This window comes from Pseudomonas sp. JC1203, assembly GCF_056175065.1.
On the sequence record NZ_JBWCAM010000027.1, the window covers coordinates 18,447 to 36,042 of the forward strand.

At 68.1% G+C, this 17,596-nt stretch carries 14 protein-coding genes; 5 read left to right on the forward strand and 9 right to left on the reverse strand.

Annotated features, from left to right (window positions below; genetic code table 11):
* Window positions 1-36: 36 nt before the first annotated feature.
* From AC0SZ7_RS29045 to AC0SZ7_RS29070, 6 genes are read right to left on the reverse strand one after another with little or no spacing between them, the layout of a single operon-like run.
* Window positions 37-903, reverse strand: coding sequence for an alpha/beta fold hydrolase (locus tag AC0SZ7_RS29045; protein WP_475507615.1), 867 nt, complete (start codon window positions 901-903; stop codon window positions 37-39).
* Complete coding sequence (locus tag AC0SZ7_RS29050) at window positions 896-2,098, reverse strand: LLM class flavin-dependent oxidoreductase (protein WP_475507616.1); 1,203 nt, start codon at window positions 2,096-2,098, stop codon at window positions 896-898. The genes AC0SZ7_RS29045 and AC0SZ7_RS29050 overlap by 8 nt, the downstream gene beginning before the upstream one ends.
* Complete coding sequence (locus AC0SZ7_RS29055; protein ID WP_475507617.1) at window positions 2,095-3,735, reverse strand: dipeptide ABC transporter ATP-binding protein; 1,641 nt, start codon at window positions 3,733-3,735, stop codon at window positions 2,095-2,097. The genes AC0SZ7_RS29050 and AC0SZ7_RS29055 overlap by 4 nt, the downstream gene beginning before the upstream one ends.
* Window positions 3,732-4,580, reverse strand: a complete 849-nt coding sequence (locus AC0SZ7_RS29060; RefSeq protein WP_475507618.1) for an ABC transporter permease — start codon at window positions 4,578-4,580, stop codon at window positions 3,732-3,734. Before AC0SZ7_RS29060 ends, AC0SZ7_RS29055 begins: the two co-directional genes overlap by 4 nt.
* A complete protein-coding gene (locus tag AC0SZ7_RS29065) occupies window positions 4,577-5,569 on the reverse strand; it encodes an ABC transporter permease (protein ID WP_475507619.1) in 993 nt (330 codons plus the stop codon). The genes AC0SZ7_RS29060 and AC0SZ7_RS29065 overlap by 4 nt, the downstream gene beginning before the upstream one ends.
* On the reverse strand, window positions 5,566-7,107 hold the full coding sequence (locus tag AC0SZ7_RS29070) for an ABC transporter substrate-binding protein (RefSeq protein ID WP_475507669.1): 1,542 nt from the start codon (window positions 7,105-7,107) through the stop codon (window positions 5,566-5,568). Before AC0SZ7_RS29070 ends, AC0SZ7_RS29065 begins: the two co-directional genes overlap by 4 nt.
* 327 nt (window positions 7,108-7,434) lie before the next feature.
* Here AC0SZ7_RS29070 and AC0SZ7_RS29075 point away from each other — a divergent pair, with 327 nt between their 5' ends.
* Window positions 7,435-8,826, forward strand: a complete 1,392-nt coding sequence (locus AC0SZ7_RS29075) for a tetratricopeptide repeat protein (protein ID WP_475507620.1) — start codon at window positions 7,435-7,437, stop codon at window positions 8,824-8,826.
* Here AC0SZ7_RS29075 and AC0SZ7_RS29080 read toward each other — a convergent pair.
* Window positions 8,777-9,784: a P1 family peptidase gene (locus tag AC0SZ7_RS29080; RefSeq protein WP_475507621.1), complete on the reverse strand. Its 1,008-nt coding sequence runs from the start codon at window positions 9,782-9,784 to the stop codon at window positions 8,777-8,779. The genes AC0SZ7_RS29075 and AC0SZ7_RS29080 overlap by 50 nt on opposite strands.
* A 328-nt stretch (window positions 9,785-10,112) precedes the next feature.
* On the opposite strand from AC0SZ7_RS29080, the gene AC0SZ7_RS29085 reads away from it, so the two are divergent.
* The 4 genes from AC0SZ7_RS29085 to AC0SZ7_RS29100 are packed head-to-tail and all read left to right on the forward strand — an operon-like array spanning window position 10,113 to window position 16,106.
* On the forward strand, window positions 10,113-12,548 hold the full coding sequence (locus AC0SZ7_RS29085; protein WP_475507622.1) for a TonB-dependent receptor plug domain-containing protein: 2,436 nt from the start codon (window positions 10,113-10,115) through the stop codon (window positions 12,546-12,548).
* 54 nt (window positions 12,549-12,602) lie between these two features.
* Window positions 12,603-13,952, forward strand: a complete 1,350-nt coding sequence (locus tag AC0SZ7_RS29090) for an LLM class flavin-dependent oxidoreductase (RefSeq protein WP_475507623.1) — start codon at window positions 12,603-12,605, stop codon at window positions 13,950-13,952.
* Window positions 13,953-13,990: 38 nt separating this feature from the next.
* The gene (locus AC0SZ7_RS29095; RefSeq protein ID WP_475507624.1) at window positions 13,991-15,001 is read left to right on the forward strand and encodes an LLM class flavin-dependent oxidoreductase; all 1,011 of its coding nucleotides are present in this window, start codon (window positions 13,991-13,993) and stop codon (window positions 14,999-15,001) included.
* The gene (locus AC0SZ7_RS29100) at window positions 14,991-16,106 is read left to right on the forward strand and encodes an LLM class flavin-dependent oxidoreductase (protein WP_475507625.1); all 1,116 of its coding nucleotides are present in this window, start codon (window positions 14,991-14,993) and stop codon (window positions 16,104-16,106) included. Before AC0SZ7_RS29095 ends, AC0SZ7_RS29100 begins: the two co-directional genes overlap by 11 nt.
* Here AC0SZ7_RS29100 and AC0SZ7_RS29105 read toward each other — a convergent pair.
* Both AC0SZ7_RS29105 and AC0SZ7_RS29110 read right to left on the reverse strand, forming a co-directional pair.
* The gene (locus AC0SZ7_RS29105) at window positions 16,084-17,163 is read right to left on the reverse strand and encodes a sigma-54 interaction domain-containing protein (protein ID WP_475507626.1); all 1,080 of its coding nucleotides are present in this window, start codon (window positions 17,161-17,163) and stop codon (window positions 16,084-16,086) included. The genes AC0SZ7_RS29100 and AC0SZ7_RS29105 overlap by 23 nt on opposite strands.
* Before the next feature lie 201 nt (window positions 17,164-17,364).
* The gene (locus AC0SZ7_RS29110) at window positions 17,365-17,595 is read right to left on the reverse strand and encodes a hypothetical protein (RefSeq protein WP_475507627.1); all 231 of its coding nucleotides are present in this window, start codon (window positions 17,593-17,595) and stop codon (window positions 17,365-17,367) included.
* Window position 17,596 lies beyond the last annotated feature (1 nt).

Below are 17,596 nucleotides of genomic sequence, written 5' to 3' on the forward strand. Positions count from 1 at the left end.
AACAGCTCGCTGGCAAGCCAGCTCCCACAGACCGCGTCATGGCAGGCGCACCGCAGCCCTAGGTTCCCGGATGGCAGCCAGCATCCCCAGCAACAGCTCATTCACCACCTCCGGCCGCTCCAGCATCAACTGATGCCCGCACTGCTCCAGCACCCGGAACTGCGCGTGGGGCAGCGCCTGCGCCAAGGCTTCACCACCGGCCACCGGCGTGAGGCCGTCGCTACGCCCGGCCAGCACCTGCACCGCCAGCTCCAGGCTCGCCAGCTGCGCGGCGCTGGGCCACCGGGCGCCGTCGATCAGGCCCTTGAACACGTACAACGGGTTGTGGCGGGTGAGCGACTCTTCATAGGCGACCAGCGCCGGGGCGGCGCTGGCGTCCCAGGCCCGCTGGCGAAAGCCCTTGCTCAATACCGGCCGCAACAACTCCAGCGCCCAGGCGGGCAGGCGCAGCAGGCCACCGGGCTTGAGCGGGCGGTTGAGGGTGGTGCCCAGCAACAGCAACGCCTCCACGGCCACCGGGCTGTCGAGCACGGCGCTGAGGGTAAGCCCGGTGCCGAAGGAGTGCGCGGCGATGATATTGCGCGGCCCGGCAAAGCGCGCCAGCACCGCGCGCTGGTCGTTCACCAGTTCATCCCAGGCATACGCCTGGCGCTGCCGTGGCTTGGCACTGCGGCCATGGCCCAGCAGGTCCCAGGCCACCAGGCTGTAGCCGGCCTGGCCAAGGGCACGCCATTGTTCACGCCACTGGTCCTGGTTGCCACCGCCGCCATGGGCGAAGAACACCACGGTGTCGGCATGGGCATGGCCAAGTTGGTGGCTGATGCTGAGCCAGCGCCCCGGGCGAATCTCCACGGGCTGGCCCTGCACCCGTGGCAGCAGCGTGGGGTCGAAAGTGTCAGGCATGACGGCGTTGCTCCAGGTCGTATTCAGGAGGGTTGAGGCCCAGGTGATCGCGCAGCGTGCGTCCGGCATAGCCACGGCGGAACAGCCCGCGTTGCTGCAACAGCGGCACCACCTGCGCGATAAAGCTTTCCAGGCCACCCGGCAGGTACGCCGGCATGATGTTGAAGCCGTCGGCGGCGCCTTCGGTGAACCACTGCTGCATCTGGTCGGCGATGTGCGCTGCGTCGCCCACCACCAACCGGTGGCCACGCGCCGGCGCCATTTTCAGGTACAGCTGGCGAATGCTCAGGCCTTCGCGGCGGGCCACGTCCAGCAGCAGTTCGCGGCGGCTGACCCCCGACTCGGTGCTGGGCAGCGCCGGCAACGGGCCGTCCAGCGGGTACGCCGACAAATCGCTGCCACCGGCGATGTCGGCCAGCAACGACAAGCCCACCTCGGGCTGCACCAGCCCCTGCAACTGCTGGTGCAGGGCCCATGCCTGGGCGGTGCTGGTGGCGACCACCGGCATCAGCCCCGGAAGAATCTTCAGCTGCTCGGGCCGCCGCCCGTACGCTGCCATGCGCCCCTTCACATCGCGGTAGAACGCCTGGGCGCTGGCCAGGTCCGTTTGCGCCGTGAACAGTACCTCGGCGTGCTGGGCGGCAAACTCGCGCCCGGCTTCCGACGCCCCCGCCACCACCTGCACCGGGGCGATGCCTTGGGCGTGCCAGCGCTGGCGCACCTGCTGCAGAAAACCGGCGGCGTTGCCATAGCGCTCGCCATGGCCGTAGTGCTGCGCACGGCCGAAATTGTATGCCTCCAGCGCGTTGCTGGAAGTAACCAGGTTCCAGCCGCTGCGCCCGCTGCCCAACGCCTCCAGGCCGGCGAAGCTGCGGGCCACGGTGGCGACGTCGTTGTAGGAGGTGGTCATGGTGGCAATCAGGCCGATGCGTTCAGTCACCGCCGCCAGGGCGCCGAGCAGCGTCAGCGGCTCGAAATGTTCGGTGCGCGCCATGCGGCTCAGGGCACCGAGTTCGCCGGGCAGCATGGCCAGGGTGTCGGAGAGAAAAATGGCGTCGAAGCCAGCGGCCTCGGCCTGGCGCGCCAGATGGCGATAGTGGTCGAAATCCAGGCCGCCATCGGCCTGGGCATCAGGGTGGCGCCAGCCGGCCAGGTGGTGCCCGGTGGCCATCAGGAAGGCATTGAGGCTCATCATCGGCTCGGTTCCTTGAGCAGTGCATCGGCGGTGGGCAAAGCGACAATCGGCGGCCCCGGCAGCGCCGCCAGCAAGGCGCGGGTGTAGGCATGCCGTGGCTGGCCGAGCACGCGCAGGCTGTCGCCCTCTTCCACCACGCGGCCATCCTTCATCACCGCGATGCGGTCGCACAGCCGCGCGGCCACGCGCAAATCGTGGGTAATGAAGACGATGCTCAGGCCCAGCTCGCGCTGCAGCGACTCCAGCAGTTCAAGGATCTGCACCTGGATCAGCGCATCCAGCGCCGACACGCATTCATCGGCAATCAACACCTGGGGCTGCACCGCCAACGCACGGGCGATGCCAATGCGCTGGCGCTGGCCGCCGGAGAACTCCTGCGGGTAGCGCGCCATGGCTGCGGCGTCCAGGCCCACGCGTTCCAGCAGGCGCTCGGCGCGCTGCCGCGCCTGGGCCACCGGCACGCCGTGGGCCAGGGGCCCGGTCATGAGGATCTGGTCGATGCGCTGGCGCGGATTGAGCGAAGCGAACGGGTCCTGGAAGATCATCTGCACGCCTTGGCGCAGGGGCCGCAGGCGTGCCTGGGACAGGCCCTGCACGGCCTGGCCTTGCCACGCCAGCGTACCGCTGTCGGGGGCCAGCAGGCGCACCAGGGCGCGGCCCAGGGTGGACTTGCCGGAACCCGACTCACCCACCACACCCAGGGTTTCGCCCTGGCGCAGGCTCAGGCTGACATCGGCCAGGGCGTCCACCCGGCGGCTGCGCCACAGCAGGGTGCGGCGCACGAAGGCCTTGTGCAAGCCCTGCGCCGCCAACACCTGCGCGGCATTCGCGGGCAACGCCGGCCGCGCCACACCGGTGGCCGCCACCGCGTCCAGCAGGCGCCGGGTATAGGCTGCCCTGGGCGCCTGCAGCACCTGCGCCGCCGGGCCCTGCTCGATCAGGTGGCCGCGCTCCAGCACCAGCACCCGGTCAGCCACCGCCTGCACCACGGCGAAGTCATGGGTGATGAACAGCATGGCCATGCCTGTCTCGCGCTGGATGCGCTTGAGCAGGTCGAGAATCTGCGCCTGGGTGGTCACGTCCAGCGCCGAAGTGGGCTCGTCGGCAATCAGCAACCTGGGCGCGAACGCCAGGGCCATGGCGATCACCACGCGCTGGCGCTGGCCGCCCGACAGCTCGAACGGGTAGCGCTGGCACAGCTGCGTGGGCTGCGGCAGGCCCACGTACCCCAACAGCTCCAGCACCCGCGCCTGGCGCTTGGCGCGGTTGCGCTGGCCGTGAGCCTGCAGGGTTTCGTCAATCTGCTTGCCCACCGTCAGCAGCGGGTTCAACGCGCTCATGGGCTCCTGGAACACCATGGCAATGTCACGCCCGCGCCGCTGGCGCATCTGCGCCTCGCTCAGCGCGGCCAGGTCCTGGCCGGCAAAGCGCACCACGCCGCCATGGGCCGCCAGGTGCTGGGGCAACATGCGCAGCACGGCGTTGGCCAGCATCGACTTGCCGCTGCCCGACTCGCCCACTACGCACAGCACCTCGCCGGCCTCCAACTGCAGGCTCAAGTCGTACAGCGCATGGCTGCGGTCAGCACCTGCGGGCAAGGCGATGCTCAACTGTTGAATATCCAGCAACGCGCTCATGGCCGGCCCCCTTGGCGGTTGGCCGGTTCCAGGGCCACGCGCAGGCCTTCGCCAATGCGGTTCACCGCCAGCACCAGCAGCAGGATGGCCACGCCTGGCAGCAGGCTCATCCACCAGGCCTCGCGGAGCATATTGCGCGAGGCGTTGATCATGTAGCCCCAGCTCATGGCGTCCGGGTCCCCCAGGCCGAGGAAGGCCAGCGCCGCCTCGGTGAGGATGGCCGAGGCCATGACGAAGGTCAGGGTCACCAGCAGCGGGCCCAGGGCATTGGGCAATATCTGCCGGGCGATGATGGTCAGCGGGCGTTGGCCCAGCACCTGGGCGGCCTGGACGAATTCACGCTGGCGCAGGGTGAGGAACTCGCTGCGCACCAACCGCGCGATGCCGGGCCAGGCCACCAGCGCGATGGCCAGGATCACCGAGCCCAGCGACGGCTCCAGCGCTGCCACCAGCACCACCGCCAGCACCAGTTGCGGGATGATCTGGAAGAACTCCGCCACCCGCATCAGCAGCGCGTCCGGCCAGCCGCCCAGGTAACCCGCCAGCGCGCCCACCAACAGGCCCACCAACAGCGTGGCGGCGCTGGCCAGCAGCGCCACCGACAACGACACCCGCGCGCCGTACAGCAGGCCGGTAGCAATGTCGCGGCCGAGCATGTCGCTGCCCAGCACGTGGTGGCCATCGGCGAACGGCACCAGCAACGGCGTGGTGGTCATGTCCCACGGCGAGCCGGGCACCAGCCAGGGCGCGGCCACGGCCAGCGCGGCGAGCACCAGCACCAATAGCGCGCCTGCCAGGGGCCCGGGTTGGCGGGCAAAGCGTTGCCACACGGTGTGCCTGGTCATGCGCCCTGCCCCCCGTGGCCAATGCGCGGGTCGAGCCAGCGGTAAAGCAGATCGGTGAGCAGATTGAAGCCCACCACCAGGAACGAAATCACCAGGAACACTCCCAACAACAAGGCGTAGTCGCGCTGGGTCAGCGCGTCGTACAACAGCCGGCCGATGCCCGGCCAGGCGTATACCACTTCAATCAACAAGGCGCCGCTGGCCAGCTGGCCCAGTTGCAGGCCGGCCATGGTCACCACTGGCAGCAAGGCGTTGCGCAGCACATGGGCCTGCAGAATGCGCGTGCCAGGCAGGCCCTTGGCGCGGGCCGTGCGCACGTAGTCCTGCTGCAGCGCTTCGAGCATGGCGGCGCGGGTCAGGTGGATATACAGGGCCAGGAACAGGAAGGTCAGCGACAGGCACGGCAACAGCAGGTGCTGCGCGGCATCCACCAGCCGCGCCATGCCATGCAGCGGCTCGCCAACGCTTTCCATGCCGAACGCCGGCAGCCAGTCCAGCTGCACGGAAAACACCAGCACCAGCAGCATCGCCAGCCAGAACGACGGCACCGCGTACAGCAGCAGCGCGCCTTGCGAGATGACGCCATCCAGCCAGCCGCGACGCTGGTGGCTGCGCGCCGCCAGCACGCCCAGGCCCACGCCCAGCAGCGCCGACAGCACGAACGCCGAGCCCATCAGCAGCAACGTGGCCGGCAGCCGTTCGGCAATCAGCGACCAGACACTGGCCTGGTTGCGGTAGGAATAGCCCAGGTCCAGGTGTGCCACCCCGTACAGGTAGTGGCCCAGTTGGGCCAGCAGCGGCTGGTCCAGGCCCATGGTGTGGCGCAGCTGGGCGATGTAGTTGGCGTCGTCCACCCCGGCCTCGCCGGCCATCAGCAGCGCCGGGTCGCCGGGGGCCAGGCGCACCAGCCCGAAGGCCAGCACCACCACGGCGATGATCATCAGCCCGGCGCGCAGCAGGCGCCCGCCGGCGAACAGCCAGCCGCTCATGGCGCCGGGGCCTTGAGGTAGACGCTGTCATAGTCCTCGTTGAGGCTGGTGGCCGTCTGCAGCAGGTTGCCCACCGTCTGTTTGTACAGCGTGGGGTAGCGCATCTGGAAAATCGGCACAATCGGCAGGTCGGTGTTCAGCAGGTTTTCCAGCTGGCTGTACAGGGCCTGGCGCGCCGCGCCCTCCGGGGTGTTGGCGACCTTGTCCCACAAGGCGTCGGCCGCCGGGTTCTGGTAGCCGCTGACGTTGGCGAACGGCGAAGTCTTGACGATGTAGTCGGAGCGGTACAGGTAGGCGTTGGTCAGGTACGGGTCGCCGATCTGGAAGATGAAGTTGTAGGTCAGGTCGAAATCCCAATCGCTGACGCGCTGGAACCAGGTGGCCGCGTCGGACGTCACCACCTGCACCTTGAAGCCCAGCGGCTGCAGGGCCTGCTTGGTGTATTCGGCCAGGCGTTCCCAGGCGCCGCCCTTCTCGCCATTGAGCAGGCGGATGCGCACCTTGCCCACGTCCACGCCCGACTCGGCGATCAGCGCACGGGCCTTGGCCGGGTCATAGGCGTACTGCGGCAACTGCGGGTCGTGGTACGGCGAGTTCGTGGCGAACGGCCCCTGGGCCACTTCACCGCCGCCAAAGAAGATGTTGTTGACGATAAATGGCCGGTTCAGCGCATACACAATCGCCTGGCGCACCTTGGGGTTGTCCAGCGGTGGCTTGCGCACGTTGATCTGCAGGAAGGCCAGGCCGGTGTACAGCTCGTAGCCCTTGTCGGAGGCGGTCACCCCGGGCAAGGCGCCCAGGCGCTTCATGTCGGCATAGTCGGCGTCGCCGCTGCGCAGCACCTGCACATCGCCACGCTCGAAGGCCGAGGCGCGGGCGCTGGCATCGGGAATCACGTGGAAGACGATGGCGTCCAGGTACGGCAGCCCCGGCTTCCAGTAGTGCGGGTTTTTCACCAGCTTGATGTAGGCGCCGCGCTTCCACTCGGCAAACATGAACGGCCCGGTGCCCACCGGCTTGAGGTTGTAGGGGTTGTTGCGGAAATCGGTGCCGGCGTACAGGTGCTCGGGAACGATGGGCCGCAGGCCGCTGCCCAGGGACGACAGCAACGGCGCGAAGGGTTTCTTCAGGTGGAACACCACCTGGTTGGCGTTTGGCGCGTCGATGGAAGCGACGAATTCGCCGAAGACGCTGGCCATGCGCTTGTCCACTTCGGGGTAGAAGGTGTTGAAGCTGAACAGCACGTCCTTGGCGGTGAACGGCTGGCCGTCGTGCCATTGTACGCCCTGCTGCAGGTCGAAGGTGTAGGTCAGGCCGTCGGGCGCGATGGTCCAGTGGCGAGCCAGCACCGGCTGCGGTTGCAGGTGGGTATCGAAGGTCAATAGCCCCTGCAGAATCTTGCCGCCCACGTACTGGGTGGCCACGTGGGTGACCACGCCGTGCATCAGCGACGGTGGTTCGGGTTGGGCGACCAGGTTCAGCACCCCGCCCGCAGTGGGTTCGGCCTGGGCGGCACCGGCTGCCAGCAGGCCGCCCATGAACACGCCCAGCAGCGGCCGGGACAGGCGCCTGGCCAGGCGCGACCAGGGGGTGGAAACGGGATGCGGCATGGGAACTCCTTGGCAAAGACAACGTGCCAGGGGTTTTGCAATGGCTGTGCCAGCGCCTGGCAGGCCGTGGAATGGGCGGCGCAGCCGGGCTGCGGGGCGGCTGGCTGATGAAAAAACCACAGTGGCCGGCGACGATTGTGGAAAAAGCAGCAGCGCGTTCCAGCCTGTCCCTGACGATCGCCCCATGCCACGGGGGCCACCACCACTGGCACAACCCTTGCCCTGTAGAAGGCTATTTGGACCACGAGCCTCGCCATGCCACAGGATTACCTGGGAAACCCCCTCGACACCGACCACCCCGCCAGCGTTGCCGCCATCGACGATTTCGTCGCCGGCATGCTCGGCTACCTGCCCAAGGCCGAGGGCATCCTCGCCGCCGCCGAGGCCGACCCCGACAGCCGCCTGGTCAACGCCCTGGCAGGTGTGCTGCTGATGTTCAGCGAGTTGCCCGAAGGCCCGGGGCTGGCCGAGCGTTTCCTGCGCCGCGCCCTGGCCGCGTCACGCCGCCACCCGCGCAGCGACACCTACACCAGCCTGCTGGCGGCCTGGGTGGCCGATGACCTGCAGCAGGTGCTGCACCTGAGCGCCGAGCTGCTGGCGCGCTACCCACGCGAGCTGTTCGCCGCCAAGCTCAACCAGTACCTGGAATTCAACCGCGGCAACTGGCCGGCGCTGCTGCGCGTTGGCCTGCAAGCGCGGCGCGGCGCGCCTGACAGCGCCCACAGCCACGCCATGCTGGCCTTCGCCTACGAGCAATGCCACCTGCTGGACCAGGCCGAAGCCAGTGCCCGCGTGGCCCTGGGCCTGCAGGCCGACGAGCCGTGGGCGCAGCACGCGCTGGCCCATGTGATGCTGACCCGAGGGCGCATCGAGGAAGGCATCGACTTCCTGGAAAGCATGCAGGCTGGCTGGGCACCACTGAACTCGTTCATGTACACCCACAACTGGTGGCACCTGGCGCTGTTCTACCTGGGGCGCGGCGATGGGCAGCGGGTGCTGCAGATCTACGACCAGCATGTGTGGGGGCGGCTGCCCGAGTATTCGCAGGACCAGATTGGCGCGGTGTCGCTGCTGACCCGCATGGAGCTTGCGGGCATGGACATCGGTACGCGCTGGAATGCCCTCAGGCCCTATCTCGCCAAGCGGGTGGAGGACACGGTGCAGCCGTTTCTCAGCGTGCAATACCTCTACGGCCTGGCCCGCGCCGGTGCCCCGGAGGCCGACCTGTTGCTGGCCAACCTGCGCCGCCACAGCCAGGCCGCGCCGGCCCACAGCAAGCCGGTGTGGGCCGAAGTGACCCTGCCCCTGGCCGAGGGCCTGCTGGCCCATGCCCGCGGCGACGCCCCGTTGGCCTTGCGCAGGCTGGGCGCGGCGCTGCCACGGCTGAACGAGATCGGTGGCAGCCACGCCCAGCGCGACCTGTTCGCGCTGATCGAGCTGGACGCGCGGCTGCGCAGCGAAGACTGGTTGAACGCCCAGCAACAGCTGGAGCTGCGCCGTGGCTACGACCCGCTGGACATGCCCGCCAACCGCCAACTGGTGCGCGTGTACAGCGCCCTGGGCCTGCCGGAATTGGCCGCGCAGGCCCAGGCGCGGGTCACCCTCGTGGCGAGCCGCCACGCGCCAGGTGCACGCCCCGGGCAATAGCCCGCGCCACGCAGTCGGCGGCGGCCGAGCCGATGCGGCCGACGTCCACCTGGCGGCGCGGCCCCTCGGCCAGCGCCAGTGCGCCGGAAGCCATGGCGAACACGGTGTCGCCGTCGAACGGCAGGTGCGCCGGGCGCACCGCGCGGGCGATGCCGTCCTGGGCCATGATTGCCACGCGCTTGCAGTCGGCGGTGCTCAACGCGGCGTTGCAGGCCACCGCCACCAGGGTGGTGTTGGCGCCGGCGTGCAGGCGGCCAAGCTCGTCAAGGCGCGACAACTGCGGGATAGGGTCGCTGACGTCCATGTCGCCCAGGGGCCGCACGCCGCCGAACTCGCCGGCGATCTCCCAGGGCCAGGCCCAGAACGTCTGGCCGTCGGGCATGTACACCGAACCGATGGGGTTGGCCACCACCAGCGCCGCCACGATCAGGCCGCCGCCAATGTCCAGCGAGGCCGAGCCCAGCCCGCCCTGCAGCACCCCGGCCATGGCGCCACGCCCGGCGCCCACGGCGCCCAGCTCGAAGGTTTGCGACGCCGCCGCCAGTGCCTGCTGGCCCAGCGCACGGTACGGCGGCTGCAGCCCCCAGGCCTTGTCGCCGCCATTGGCCAGGTCGTGCAGCACGGCAGCGGGCACGATGGGAATGGCCATGCCATCGGGTTTCAACCGCAGGCCAGCGCCCTCTTGCGACAGCACCGCTGCCACGCCATCGGCGGCGCCCAGGCCGAACACCGAGCCACCGGCCAACACCAGCGCGTGCAGCTGGCCCACCATGTTTTCCGGCTCCAGGGCGGCGGTTTCGCGGCCGCCGGGGCCGCCGCCACGAATGTCGACGCTGGCGGTGAAGGCGCCGGCCGTGCGGATGACGGTGACACCACTGCGCACGGTGGCATCGGTGGCGTGGCCGACGGTGATGCCGGGTACATCGGTGAGCAGGTTGCGGGGACCGGGTGACGGCATGAAAGGGGCTCCGTGGGTGGTTGATGTACAGCACGGGAGCAATGGTTGTGCCAGCTGGGTGGGTGCCGGCCATGACGCGGCCTGGTGGCCGCTGCTACGGGGGGGCAGCGTGCCGGGGGCGCTGCAGGAAAACCAGCATCCTGAAGCGGGACTGTTTCAAAAACAGCAAAAAATCTTCGACCTTCGCGCTAGCCCTTTGATTCACAAGCCATTTCAACGCTGGCACAGCCCTTGCTGAGCACCCTTCACCAGAGCTTGATCCCAACAAGCCGTCTCGATGCCCATTTTTCGCGACGCCCATGGCGTTGCCTCAGGAGCGCTACACCCCATGAATCAGTCATCAGCCGTGCCCTTGCGCAAACCCTTCCCCTACAGCCTGCTGTTCCTCGCCGTGGGCGGCGCCCTTGGCGGCGCCAACGTGGCGCTGGGCGCCGACGACACCGGTATCCAGGCGGCCAACCCGCTGGACACCGTGGTGGTGGTCGGCAACCGTGGCCAGGCCCGTACGCTGGCCCAAAGCACCTCGCCGGTGGACGTGATTTCCGGCGACCAACTGCAGGCCACTGGCCAAAGCAACCTTACCGCCGCCCTCAGCCGCGCCCTGCCCTCGCTGAACCAGCCAGCGTCGTCGGGCTACGGCTCGGCTTCGGTGGTGCGGCCCATCAGCCTGCGCGGCCTGAACGGCGACCAGGTGCTGGTGCTGGTCAACGGCAAGCGCCGCCACAACAGCGCCCTGCTCAACAACGGCACCTACCTGAACTCCGGCTCGCAGCCGGTGGACCTGGACATGATCCCCACCGCCCTGGTGGACCATGTGGAAGTGCTGCGCGACGGCGCCTCGGCGCAGTACGGCTCGGACGCCATCGGCGGCGTAGTGAACATTGTGCTCAAGCAGCAGGACCACGGCGGCAGCGTGTCCACCAGCTTTGGCCGCAACTACGAAAACGGTGACGGCGCCACCCGCCGGCAAAGCGCCGACCTGGGCTTCGCGCTGCCCAACGACGGCTTCTTCAACATGGCCCTGGACGTGAAGAAGCAGGACATCTCCGACCGCTCCGACGACGCCCCCTACACCAGCGCCGAGGGTGTCACCAGCAACGAGCACACCTACTACGGCACCGGCCTGCCGCAGGCGCGCAACATCAGCTTTGGCTATAACGCCGAGCTGCCGGTGAACGATGACTTCACTCTGTACTCGTTCTCCACCTACACGCGGCGCAACTCGGAAAAGCCCCTGGCGTTCCACCAACCAGCGAGCTTCGACGGCATCCAGACGCCCTTCCCCGAAGGCATCGAGGACACCCTGCGCTTCATCGAAAACGACTTCCAGGTGGCGTTCGGTGGCAAGGGCAAGCTGGCCGGCTGGGACTACGACCTGTCCAGCACCTACGGCCAGGACCACGCCGAGGCCACCCTGCGCCACACCTACAACCTGAGCTACGGGCCTGATTCGCCGACCTCGGTGGACACCGGCGCGAAGACCTTCAGCCAGTGGACCAACAACCTCGACCTGACCCGCGCCTTCGACTTCGGCCTGGCCCACCCCACGCAAGTTTCCTGGGGCCTTGAGCAGCGCTACGAGAGCTACAAGATCGGCAAGGGCGATGTCGCCTCCTACGCCTCGGGCGACTTCACCACCGGTGCCGACGGCGCGCCGATCGCGCCCGGCACCATTTCCGGCGCCGGCACTACCCCTGAGGACGCCGCCGAGAAAGGCCGCACCAGCGTCGCCGGCTACGGCGAAATTGGCCAGGACCTGACCGACAAATGGCACGTGGACCTGGCCGGGCGCTACGAGCACTACAACGATGGCTCGGGCACCACCACCAACGGCAAGTTCTCTACCCGCTACCAGCTGACGCCGATACTGGCCGTGCGCGGCACCTTTAGCACCGGCTTCCGCGCACCGTCCCTGGCCCAGCAGATCTACAGTTCCACCTCACAGAGCAGCGTCAACGGCAACCTGATCGACTACCGCAACGTGGGTGTGGATTCGGCCGTGGGCAAGGCCCTGGGCGCCAGCACCCTGAAGCCGGAAAAATCCACCAACATCAGCTTGGGCCTGACCCTGCAACCCACCGACGCCACCAGCGTGACCCTGGACGCCTACCAGATCAAGATCAAGGACCGCATCGCCCAGACCGGCTACCTGGGCGGCACCTCGCAGATCGAGGCCATCCTGGCCGCGGCCGGGCTGGACAGCAACCAGTACGTCACCTACTTCGCCAACGCCCTGGACACCACCACCCATGGCGTCGACCTGGTGGGCGAGTACCGGCAAAACCTGGGTGCCTGGGGCGGCCTGAAGTACAACCTGGGCTTCAACTGGAACACCACGCAGATCGACGCCATCCACGCCTCATCGGTGGCCCAGGAAGCACTGGGCCCGGACGGTGGCTACAGCCGCCAGGCGCAGGGCAACCTCAAGCACGGCCTGCCTGAGTCCAAGCTGATCCTGGGCACCACCTGGAGCATCGACCAGTTCGACATTGGCCTGAACCTGACCCGCTACGGCGAGTACACCCAGTACGGCACCACCGCGATCTACGACCGCACCTTCTCGGCGGCCTGGATCACCGACCTCAACGTGGACTACCACGTGACCAAGAACCTGACACTGAACGCCGGGGCCAACAACCTGTTCAACAAATACCCCGAGCGCACCAACATCGCCAGCACCTCGGGCGCCTTCCCGTACGGCAATTTCTCGCCCTACGGCACCACCGGCGGCTACTGGTACACCGGCCTGACCTACAACTTCTGACCTGCGCGCCCGGCCACGCGGCCGGGCCTTCAACCTTGCAACGGGAGCTAGCCCATGACCCGCCGTACCGACCAGCTCAAGCTGGGCGCCTTCCTGGCCAACAGCGGCCACCACGTGGCCGCCTGGCGCCACCCGCTGGCCCAGGCCGACGCCAGCCAGGACTTCGAGCACTTCAAGCGCATTGCCCAGACCGCCGAGCGCGGCAAGTTCGACGCCCTGTTCGTCGCCGACGTGGTGGCGCTGTGGGGCCACCACCATGACGCCCTCAGCCGCACCGCGCGCGCCGAGCATTTCGAGCCGCTGACATTGATGGCCGCGCTGGCCGCCGTCACCTCGCGCATCGGCCTGATCGCCACCGCCACCACCACCTACAACGAGCCGTACCACATCGCCCGCAAATTCGCCTCCCTGGACCACCTGTCCAAGGGCCGCGCGGCGTGGAACCTGGTGACCTCGGTGGTCAGCGACGAGGCCTGGAACTTCGGCCGCCAGGACCACGTGGACCACGGCGACCGCTACCAGCGCGCAGAGGAATTCCACGACGTGGTGCGCGGCCTGTGGGACAGCTGGGACGACGACGCCTTCGTGCGCGACAAGGCCAGTGGGCAGTATTTCGACGCCGCCAAGCTGCACGTGCTCAACCACCAGGGCACGCACTTCAGCGTGCGCGGGCCGTTGAACGTGGCGCGCTCGCCCCAAGGCCACCCGGTGCTGGTGCAGGCTGGCGCCTCGGAGCCGGGCAAGGCGCTGGCGGCGCGGGTGGCCGACGTGATCTTTGCCGTGGACAGTGACCTGGCGCGCGCGAAGGCGTTCTACGCCGACATCAAGGCGCGCGCCGCCGCGTTCGGCCGCGACCCGGACAGCATCAAGATACTGCCCGGCATCACGCCGTTCATTGGCGAGACCCGCGAACAGGCACAGACGCTGTTCGAGGAGTTCCAGGCGCTGATCGACCCGGTGCTGGGCCTGCGCCTGCTGGCCGACACCCTGGGCGATGACATCGACCTGGCCGGCCACGACCTCGACGGCCCGCTGCCCGAGACCCCGGTGGGCCAGCGCGGCAGCCGCCGTGACAAGGTGCTGGAACTGGCGCGCACGGAAAACCTCAGCATCCGCCAGCTGTACCTGCGCCTGGCCGGCGGCAACCCGGTGATCGGCACCGCGCAGGACATCGCCGACACCTTCGAGGCCTGGTTCCAGGGCCGCGCCTGCGACGGCTTCAACGTGTTCTTCCCGTACTTCCCCGGGGCCATCGACGTGTTCGTCGAGCAGGTCACCCCCGAACTGCAACGGCGCGGCTTGTTCCGCAAGGAATACGAAGGCACTACGCTGCGCGACAGCCTGGGACTGGCGCGGCCGGCGAACCGTTTTAGCGTGGCGCTACTCAGCCAGCAGGCACAGTGAGATGATGCACCCTTGTCTTTCGCCGTCGGAGTACCTGGATGGCCCTTGAGTTCAGTTGGTACCTGCCGCTGGCCGCCGGCAGCCAGCCGGCCAGCACGCCCGGGCAGTGGATACAGCTGGCCCAGGCGGTTGAGTACGCAGGCCTGGACGCGCTGTGGATTCCCGCCGACTCGCGCACGGTGGACAGCCTGGGCGTGGCGGCGGCGCTGTGTGCCCACACCCGCCAGCTGCGGCTGCACGTGGGCGTGCCGCCCCAGGTGATGCTGCCGGCGGCGCTGGCCGCCACCCTGCAAAGCCTGCAGTCGATCAGCGGCCAGCGCATCAGCGTGCACCTGCCCGATGGCGAACGCGGCAGCCTGCACACCGCCTTCGGCGAGTGGCTGAACCGCGACCAGCGCAACGAACGCGTCGGCGAATTCCTTCACCTGCTGACCCGCCTGCTGGCCCCGGGCGCCGCGCCGCTGGACCATCAGGGCCGCTACTTCCAGCTGGAACAGGGTGGCCTGGGGCTGCGCCCGTTGCCCGCACCACCGCTGATTCTCGACGCCTCCCAGGGCAGCGAACTGATCGCCGAGCATGCGCAGGTGTGCCAACTGGCGGGCGCCCACCCCGACGAATTGGCGCGCGAGGTGCAGCGCCTGCGTGCCCTGCAACCAGCACTGCGCTTCGCCCTGCCACTGGGCCTGATCCTGCGTGACAGCGAAGCCCAGGCGTGGGACGCCGCCGGGCAATCGGCGCAAGCCAGTGACACAGGCACGCAACCCATGGCCGACCGGCAGGTGCGGCCGCTGTTCGCCGAACACGCGGCGCTGCGCCGCGACGAGATTCACCCGCAGCTGTGGCGCCCCCACCGCGACCGCCCGCTGACGCTGGTGGGTGACCCGCCGCAGGTGGCCGCGCGCTTGCAGCAACTGCACGACCTGGGCATCGACCAGGTGATCATTCATGGCGAACCGGCGGTGGCCGAAGTCCTGCGGTTCGCCGAACAGGTCCTGCCGCTGCTGCGTGCCAGGGGCCTGCACCACAAGGCCGCCCACCATGAGCGCTAGCCCGCTGGAAATAGACTGGTTCCTGCCCACCAACGGCGACGGCCGCCACCTCACCAGCAGCGGCCTGCCCAAGGTGGGCCTGTTCCAACAAGGGGAACGGGCGCCGACCCTGGACTACCTGCGGCAAATAGTACGGGCCGCAGAACTGGGCGGCTTCGACTCGATCATGGTGCCCACCGCCAGCGGCTTTGAAGACCCCTGGCTGATCACCGCGGTGCTGGCCCAGGAAGTCCAGCGCCTGAATTTCCTCCTGACCCTGCGCCCGGGCCTGGAGCTGCCCGCCTACACCGCCCACCGCGCCGCAACGCTGCAGCTGCTGAGCAACAACCGCCTGCGCCTGCACGTGGTCAGCGGCTCCAGCCGTTTCGAGCAGCGCTCGCTGGGGGATTTTCTCGAACATGACGAGCGCTACGCGCGCACCGCCGAGTTCCTCCAGGCGTTCGAAACCGTGTGGGCCGGGCACGGCCGCCAGCATCACGGGCGCTTCTACCGGGGTGCCGACACGGCAGCCATCATGCCGCCGGCGCTACGCCCGCCGATCTACTTCGGTGGCGCCTCGCAGGCCGCCGAGCAGGTGGGCGCCGAGCACGCGCAAACCTACCTGATGTGGTGCGAGCCGCCGGTGATGATCGCCGAGCGCATTCAGCGCCTGCGCGAACAGGCCGCGCGTCGCCAACGCACGCTGCGCTTCGGCCTGCGCCTGCACATTTTCGCCGCGCCCCAGGCCGAGCAGGCCTGGGCGCATGTGGAGAAACTGCTGGAGGAACTACCCCGCGACGCCATCGAGCGCGCCCAGCAGCAACTGGCCACCTACGAGTCGGTAGGCCAGAGCCGCCAGACCCAGCTGGCCCAGGGCCGTGGCCGTGGTGCGCGGCAACTGGAGGTGTCGGCCAACCTGTGGGCAGGCGTCGGCCTGGTGCGTGGCGGTGCCGGCACGGCGCTGGTGGGCAGCTACGAACAGGTGGCCGAGCGTATCGAGGAATACCACCAGATGGGCGTGGACAGTTTTGTGCTGTCAGGCTTCCCGCACCTGGAGGAAGCCATTCACCTGGGTGCTGAACTGCTGCCGTTGCTGCGGCGCATCAGCCCTTGTCGCGGCCCTTGAGCATGCCGTGGTTGACCAGCAGGGTGCGCATGGCGTTGCGGGTGATGCCCAGCAGTTCGGCGCTGCGCACCTGGTTGAAACCGCAGTGGGCGAAGGCTTCGCGCACGATCAGATCTTCGATGTCGTGCAGCAGTTGATCGCCCGGCACCTCGAACAGCCGTAGCAACTGCTCGCGAATCACCTGCTGCGGAATCTTCGCAGTGCTGCTGTTATCCGCCGCCAGGCGCTGGGCCGACAGGCCTGCCGAAAAGCGCAGGTGCTCGGGCCGGATGGGCTTGTCACCAGCCACCAGCAGCGCCAGGTGCACGATGTTTTCCAACTCGCGAATATTGCCCGGCCACGGGTACTCCAGCAGCGCCGCGGTGGCCGCTTCCGACAGCATCGGCTCGGCTATTTTCAGGCGCTGGCTGTACTGGCTGCGGAAATGCTCCACCAGCGGCAGGATGTCCAGCGGCCGCTCGCGCAGGGGCAGCACCTGCACCTGCGCGACGTTGATGCGGTAGAACAGGTCGAGGCGGAAATTGCCGGCGTCGATGGCCTGTTCCAGGTCGATGTTGGTGGCCGTCACCAGGCGGATATCCACCTTGATGGGCTTGCGCGAACCAACGCGCACAATCTCCTGTTCTTGCAGGGCGCGCAGCAGCTTGACCTGCAGCGGCAACGGCAAATCACCGATTTCATCCAGGAACAACGTGCCGCCATCGGCCTCCTCGAACCAGCCTGCGCGGCGCCCGGTAGCGCCGGAAAAACTGCCGGCCTCGTGGCCGAACAGCTCGCTCTCCGCCAGGTTCTCGTTGATCGCCCCACAATTCACCGCCACGAAGCGGCCGGTGCGGCCACTGGCACTGTGCAGGTAGCGCGCCACCAACTCCTTGCCGGTACCGGTCTCGCCGTTGATCAACACCGGCACGTCGCTCGGCCCAACCCGTTGCAGGTACTCCAGCAGCTGCCGCGAACGCGGGTCGGCAAAGACCAGCGCCTTGGCCCGGATGGACAGGGGTTGTTGATCGCCCTGTGGCAGGGTCAGCACCTGCCCGGGGCGTGAGGTGTAGCTCATGAGGAATTCCCGCGACGACGGCTGAAAATACAGGTGTCGACTTTAACCAGAATTGTATATAGCCAGAAATATTAAAAAGGCATTGGCGGCTAGGTTTTGTCCATATAAAGCGCTCCGTAGCAGCTGCCGAAGGCTGCGTCCGCCCCTGCCGCGGTGGGCCGGAATATGGGCGGCGCCAGTGACGCCGCCTGGCGGCAGCTGCTACGGGTGGTCCTGAAATATCGGGTCGGCAGCCAGCACTTTCATGCCGGCGGGCGATGCCTCCAGCAGGCGCTTTTCACCGATTCGCTTCATCACGGATATATCAAAGCCATCTTCTGGAGAAAACCGCCCCGCCACATCTGCCAGAACGCCACCCGCGTTCAGATGTTCGATATCAATACAGCACCAATGCTTCTTGTCCTTGCGGACCACAACCCTGTACATATCCATT

Coding starts and splice junctions, on each gene's coding strand:
- AC0SZ7_RS29090 (WP_475507623.1), top strand. CDS start 12,603: ATGACCCGCCGTACCGACCAGCTCAAGCTGGGCGCCTTCCTGGCCAAC.
- AC0SZ7_RS29070 (WP_475507669.1), bottom strand. CDS start 7,107: ATGGGCGGCCTGCTGGCAGCCGGTGCCGCCCAGGCCGAACCCACTGCG.
- AC0SZ7_RS29075 (WP_475507620.1), top strand. CDS start 7,435: ATGCCACAGGATTACCTGGGAAACCCCCTCGACACCGACCACCCCGCC.
- AC0SZ7_RS29095 (WP_475507624.1), top strand. CDS start 13,991: ATGGCCCTTGAGTTCAGTTGGTACCTGCCGCTGGCCGCCGGCAGCCAG.
- AC0SZ7_RS29085 (WP_475507622.1), top strand. CDS start 10,113: ATGAATCAGTCATCAGCCGTGCCCTTGCGCAAACCCTTCCCCTACAGC.
- AC0SZ7_RS29060 (WP_475507618.1), bottom strand. CDS start 4,580: ATGACCAGGCACACCGTGTGGCAACGCTTTGCCCGCCAACCCGGGCCC.
- AC0SZ7_RS29105 (WP_475507626.1), bottom strand. CDS start 17,163: ATGAGCTACACCTCACGCCCCGGGCAGGTGCTGACCCTGCCACAGGGC.
- AC0SZ7_RS29050 (WP_475507616.1), bottom strand. CDS start 2,098: ATGATGAGCCTCAATGCCTTCCTGATGGCCACCGGGCACCACCTGGCC.
- AC0SZ7_RS29110 (WP_475507627.1), bottom strand. CDS start 17,595: ATGGATATGTACAGGGTTGTGGTCCGCAAGGACAAGAAGCATTGGTGC.
- AC0SZ7_RS29045 (WP_475507615.1), bottom strand. CDS start 903: ATGCCTGACACTTTCGACCCCACGCTGCTGCCACGGGTGCAGGGCCAG.
- AC0SZ7_RS29065 (WP_475507619.1), bottom strand. CDS start 5,569: ATGAGCGGCTGGCTGTTCGCCGGCGGGCGCCTGCTGCGCGCCGGGCTG.
- AC0SZ7_RS29100 (WP_475507625.1), top strand. CDS start 14,991: ATGAGCGCTAGCCCGCTGGAAATAGACTGGTTCCTGCCCACCAACGGC.
- AC0SZ7_RS29080 (WP_475507621.1), bottom strand. CDS start 9,784: ATGCCGTCACCCGGTCCCCGCAACCTGCTCACCGATGTACCCGGCATC.
- AC0SZ7_RS29055 (WP_475507617.1), bottom strand. CDS start 3,735: ATGAGCGCGTTGCTGGATATTCAACAGTTGAGCATCGCCTTGCCCGCA.